The 5,972-nt window shown below is 57.2% G+C and carries 4 protein-coding genes; 2 read left to right on the top strand and 2 right to left on the bottom strand.

Annotation, left to right across the window (positions count from 1 at the left end):
- Positions 1 to 954: ParA family protein (locus WBF74_RS02405; RefSeq protein WP_424434620.1), on the bottom strand; the 954-nt coding region annotated here is incomplete at its 3' end.
- Positions 955 to 1,155: 201 nt separating this feature from the next.
- Positions 1,156 to 1,629 carry a VOC family protein gene (locus tag WBF74_RS02400; protein WP_424434623.1) on the bottom strand — a complete coding sequence of 158 codons (474 nt, stop codon included), beginning with the start codon at positions 1,627 to 1,629 and terminating at the stop codon, positions 1,156 to 1,158.
- A gap of 283 nt (positions 1,630 to 1,912) precedes the next feature.
- Between WBF74_RS02400 and WBF74_RS02395 the strand changes: the two genes are divergently transcribed.
- Together WBF74_RS02395 and WBF74_RS02390 are read left to right on the top strand one after the other, a co-directional pair.
- Positions 1,913 to 3,031, top strand: a complete 1,119-nt coding sequence (locus tag WBF74_RS02395; RefSeq protein WP_424434617.1) for a TIGR03032 family protein — start codon at positions 1,913 to 1,915, stop codon at positions 3,029 to 3,031.
- Positions 3,032 to 3,335: 304 nt separating this feature from the next.
- On the top strand, positions 3,336 to 5,972 hold a 2,637-nt coding region (locus WBF74_RS02390; protein ID WP_424434614.1), incomplete at its 3' end, for a hypothetical protein.

The raw sequence follows: 5,972 nt of genomic DNA, 5'->3' as shown, positions 1-5,972 counted from the left end.
GTCTTTGGCTAGGTCGATTGCGAACACGGGCTTTGCAAGCTCTTGGGCCGTTGCGATTAAGCCGTCGAGGGAGCCGATTTCCATGAGGAAGCTGTCAGTTGGGGCGTGAGCATTTTCGTACACCTCGTCGGGTAAAAGCATTTTGGATGATTTAAGTGCGACCAAAAGATCGGTGGCTTTTGCCTTAGCAAGCCGGTCAAACCACTTTTGAAATGCTTGAGTGGGTTTTGCTTCATCATTACCCCTGGCTCGCTTTCGGAAATTGTTCACAGTTGAACCAAGATAACGAGGGGTCACAGGGCGGAATGGGTAGTCCGCAGATCTCAAATACGTGTTGTTCGCCGCCTTGCGACCCCATTCAGCCCATTTGGGTAACGTCCGGGCTAGAGAACGAAGTGCCATGGCGGAGAATAAATCAGGCGCCATAGGCAGAATGAAAGCGTCGCTCGTCATGAAAAGATTTTGATTGATAGCGCCCAAGCTAGGGCTCATATCGACTAATGCGTAATCGATATTGTACGCGTCCGCTGACTTCTTGATGGCGTGGTGGAGTGCGCCTGGAATGTTCTGAAGAGCTGACAAAGAATTGCTGAGTTCATGCGCGACAGCAAGTTGGCTTTCGTACTCTGATAGCCCGACATGCCCGGGAAGGAGAAAGAGGCCCGGTTGTGTTTTTGATTCGTAAAGTTCAGTTGCCTCGATGGTGTAAGGACGAGATTCAAAAGCGGGCCGGACAGCGTCGCGAATATTTTTAGGTCTTTGCGGCGAGTCACTTTCGAATGGATAATCTTCTGTATCTATGTCGCCCAGAAAGATTCCCGTTAAGTTGCACTGAGGATCGCAATCAACAACCATCACCCGCTTTTTGAGAAGGGAGAGCATCCATGCCAGATGGAATGTCACAGTTGTCTTGGCGACGCCGCCTTTGTGATTAAAAATGGCGATCTGTTTCATAATACCCCCCTACGTCTCCTTGCCCAATGCACCAATACAGAAGGCGAGGACAGATGTTCATTCTGATGAGAGCATCCAAGAATTTTATTTGCAAGAAGTCACTCTCTTGAATATTTGAGGCGCGTAAAAAACGCTGGTCACGGATATCGATTGGTGCAGCGTCATACAGTGCTTCGCCCGCCGCAGCGTTTTATTGCCCCCTCATCCTCGCCGCGCCCGGTTGATCGCCTCCACATCAATCTTCCCCATCGTCATCATCGCGTCGAAGGCGCGTTTGGCTTCTGCGCCGCCGGCGGCGAGGGCTTCGGTGAGGGTTCGGGGGGTGATTTGCCAGGAGATGCCCCATTTGTCCTTGCACCAGCCGCATGCGCTTTCCTGCCCGCCATTCCCAACGATGGCGTTCCAGTAGCGGTCGGTTTCTTCCTGATCATCCGTTGCGATCTGGAAGGAAAAGGCTTCGTTATGCGTGAAGGCGGGGCCGCCATTGAGACCTATGCAGGGTATTCCGCATACGGTGAATTCCACCGTCAGCACATCGCCTTCCTTGCCTGACGGGTAGTCGCCCGGTGCGCGGCGGATGGCCGTGACGGCGCTGTCGGGAAAGGTTGCGGCATAGAAGCGGGCGGCTTCCTCTGCATCCTTGTCGAACCAGAGGCAGATCGTGTTCTTCGCGATGCTCATTCTTTCCTCCCTTGCAGGTGGTCGGGCCGGGCGAGGCCCGCTCATGCCCCCGCGCAATTCTGCAGGCTTGGGGAAGGCAGGCGCAAGGAACGGAGCGGCAATTTCCGCCATGTCTCGCAATTTTCTCCGATATGGATAGGACTCTCATGGCAATGAGCCGGTCTGCCGCGCATTTCCTGCCATAAGCGGTCCAGAGTGGAGATGGTTCGTCTCGATAATCGCGCAAATGGCGTGGTCCAATCCTTCTCGTTGTACGCGGTTGTGGGAGGGGCGAAGGATGACCGATGCGGAAAATAAAGGCGCGCCTGCTGTGGCGGAACTTGCGCTTGCACCGAAAAAGACGACGGAGATTTCGTGCTCGCGGGGGCTGCACAGCTTCATGGAGCGCAACAGGTTGAGCTTCGGCTTCACCTCCTATCAAAGCGGGCGGCTTTATCTCGTTGGGCGGATGCCGCGCGGGCGGGTGAGTTTTCACGAGCGCCATTTCGTTCATGCGATGGGCGTGGCTGCCACGCCGCAGCGGCTCTATCTCGCGGGGCAGCATCAGATATGGCGACTTGAGAATGTTCTCTCGCCCGGCCAGACGATGGACGGGTTCGACCGCAATTATGTGCCGCGCAATGCGCAGACGACGGGCGATCTCGATGTGCATGAGCTTGGCGTGGATCGGAATGGTCGCGTTATTTTTGTGAACACGAAGTTTTCCTGCCTCTCGACCTTCAGCCTCACGCATAGTTTTCGCCCGATCTGGAAGCCGCCTTTCATTTCGCGCCTCGCGCCGGAGGATCGTTGCCACCTGAACGGGCTAGCGATGGCAGAGGGAGAGGCGCGCTATGTCACGGCGGTGTGCCGGAGCGATGTCGTTACCGGATGGCGGGACAGACGCGCTTCGGGCGGCTTCATCATGGATGTGCGTGATGACCGCATGGTGACGGAAGATCTTTCCATGCCACATTCGCCGCGCGTGCATGATGGCGCGCTCTGGGTGCTCAATTCCGGCGTCGGCGCGCTGTGCCGTGTGGACGAGCAGACGGGCAAGCGGGAGAATGTCGCCTTCCTGCCGGGCTTTGCGCGTGGCCTTGCCTTTCATGGGCCTTATGCCTTTGTGGGGCTTTCTCTGCCGCGGGATGGCAGCTTCTCCGGCCTTGCGCTTGATGATGAACTTGCGAAGCGGGATGGCGAACCGTGGTGTGGCGTGCAGATTGTCGATACGCGCAATGGTGACATTGTCGAGTGGATCAGGCTCAGGGGTGAGATCAGAGAACTCTTCGACGTGTTTGTGCTGCCCGGCGTGACATGCCCCAAGGCGACGGGGCTTCTCGACGGCGCGATACGCAACGAGATATCGATCGAAAACTGGGCGCCTGCTGATTTGCGGCAAGAGGCGGTTGCCTGAAAAACATGTGTCGGAAGGCAGATGGCCGGTGCGGGATCGCGCCGGCCATTTGATTTTCGTATCCATTTCGCACATCGCAATGAATCAATCTCAACCCTTGGGTAACTCTCCCGCGACGCCGCCATTTTCTTTTCCGGCCTGATCCGCGGAGAAAACGGCACAGATTGCCGAAGCGCCGCAATCACGTGCGAATTCCATCCGCATTGGCGCAAAAGCCTTTTCCTTTTTGGTGGAGACTCAAGTGGAGCGCGGAACGGGCTGCGCGCAGTCTCTCTCCTGAAATGACTTTCTCTGGGGGAGTTTGATGACCACTCGACAATCCGAATCCGGTACAATGATCGGCGGCAATGAGACGCTGATCAGTTCTGCCTATAGCTATTATGGCGGTGTTGTGAAAGCGACATCGCGGCCTGCCACGGCAGGTGGGGTGAAGCGGCTTGTGGCTGCGGCCCTTCTTTCCGGCGCATCGATCATTGCTGTAGGCGCTATGGGAACGGGAAGCGCCAGGGCAGGCTCGTGCTCCGAAATAAACTCCACCGTCATCTGCACGGGATCGTTCAACGACGCGATCTATCAGGACTCCGTGGAAGACCTGACAGTCGTTCTGGGCTCAGGCGCGAGCATCGACACGACGGGTCAGACCTCCGCCCATGATATGGACAATGCGGGCCTGCTGATTGTTGGCGACGGCGATCTTGATGTTCGCAACTACGGGTCGATCGCGACAGGCGACAATCCTTACTATGACGGCGAGCATCATGAGTGGGTCTATGGTGGTTATCTCCACCACGGTATCTCCCTCTTCTCGCAATCAGGTAGCACCTATGTGCTGAATTCGGATCAGGGAACGGTTGTCACCAACGCGCAAGCATCGCACGGTATTCTGGCAGCGACCGCATCCGACGAGTATGAAGGCGGCACGTCCTCGGTCGTCAATGAGGGCTGGATCGCAACCAAGGGCGACTGGTCCTATGGCATCTCCGCCGTTTCGGGGAACGGCGCCGATGTCTGGAACGAAGCCCATATTCTGACTGCGGGCGAGCACGCCACCGGCATCTATGCGGGCGGCGGATATCATGCCTTTGTGACCAATAACGGGTCTGTCGAAACAACAGGGAACGAGGCGGCTGGCATCATCGTTGTCGCCGGCGGCTATTCCAGCACTGCCATTGTCATTAATGAGGGCACGATCAGCACATCCGGCAAGGAGTCGGATGGCATTTCCGCCAGTGTGCAGGACGGGTGGGGCATGATCGTCAACTCCGGCACCATCACAACCGAAGGCAAGAAGTCTGCGGGCATTGGGGCGGATGGTGAGACCATCAATGTCGTCAACCATGGTGTTATCGTGACGGGAGGCAAGAGTGGCCATGGTGTGGACATCTCCGGCGATACGGTGACGCTCGAAAATACGGGCCTGATCCTCGCTTACGGCAAAAATGCCCATGGTGTCGTAGCGCGCTCCGATGCACCCGCGACAACCATTATCGACAATTCAGGCATTATTGCCGCTGAAGGCAATGGCGGTGCCGGCATCGTCGCTTCCGGGCCAAGCGTTCAAATCCACAATCAGCGGATTGAAGGCTATTATTCTGACACGTTCGGCCTGGTCTATTCGCGCTGGAGCGATGCGATCCGCGTTGATCATGCGTTTGAGGCGAGCCTCCACAATGAGGGTTACATCCACGGCAATGTCGATATTGACGCGGATGAGTATGCCTATGTTCTCAACGAAAAGCTGATCACATCGCATCGTAAGAAGACGGCGGCCCTTTCGGTCGATGTCGAAAGCGGCCGCGCCGTCGTCATCAATGACGGCACTATCATCACGGGCGAGAATTCCTGGAAACATGGCATGCGCTCGCATGGCATTGAAGTTTTTGCTGCGGAGGAAGCCGTTGTTCTCAATTCGGGCACGGTGGAAACCTCGGGCAAGAAGGCGAAGGGCATCATCGTTTCAACGGAATCCGGGCTTGCCGTGGGTCTCAATTCCGGCACGATCGAAACATCGGGTGATCGTGCAGACGGGCTCGTCGTAACGGCGGGGAGCGATACCTACACGATCTATGCGCCGGAAGAAGTCCTGATCCATCGTGACGGCCATGCCGTTGCAGGCAATATCGGACTGATTGAGACCCATGGCGATGATGCCGTGGGCGTCATGGCCATGGCGGAAGGGGGCAATGCAATCGCCTTCAACCTGCTCGGTGGTACGGTCAGGACCGAGGGCGAGGACTCGCATGGCGTCGTTGCCATGACAGGCCTTGGTGATGATTCCCCGCATGAAGACGAAGGCGGGATCGCGGTTGCGCTGAACGGTGCGCCGCTTGGGCTTGTCTCGCATTTCTCAGAAGTGTTCCACGGGGGCAACTACGACTCCCTCTCCGACGTTTTCGGGTTCCTTGAGGATCATCTTCCTGAAGGGGAGCCTGACAGCCCCGGCGCTTTCCGTTCCACCATCGTAACCACAGGTGACGACGCCGTAGGCGTCGCCGCCGTCGCCGCCAGGGGTCTTGCGATTGCAGCCAATATCTATGGCGAAGTGACGACCGGCCTTACCGATAATTACGGCGATGTTTATTCCGGCACAGAAGCGCATGGTGTTGTTGCCAGCGCGTCCGGAAGTGCCATCGCCTTTGCGGTGAGCGCTCTCGGCTCGCAGGTTACAACGCAGGGCGCGGGGGCAGCCGGTGTTGCAGCCTTCAGTGAAGCCGGCTCTGCCTATGCGGGGAATAGCTATTCCTCCAGCATCGTCACGCATGGCGATGAGGCGACCGGCCTCCTTGCCAGCGCCGACGGTTATTATGATTGCGAGGTGGAGAGCTGGATCGGCGGTTATGCGTTTGCCGGGAATATCGGTGCCAACATCACCACTTACGGTGACTGGGCAGTTGGTATCGGAGCCTTCTCCAACGCCGATGCGAGTGTTGGCAATATCACC

This window comes from Parvibaculum sp. (assembly GCF_049672805.1).
GTDB lineage: Bacteria > Pseudomonadota > Alphaproteobacteria > Parvibaculales > Parvibaculaceae > Parvibaculum.
This window is presented reverse-complemented; position numbering and strand designations above follow the sequence as displayed.

What these genes read in the sequence shown, in the direction of transcription:
- WBF74_RS02395 (WP_424434617.1), top strand. Translation starts at nt 1,913, where the DNA reads ATGACCGATGCGGAAAATAAAGGCGCGCCTGCTGTGGCGGAACTTGCG.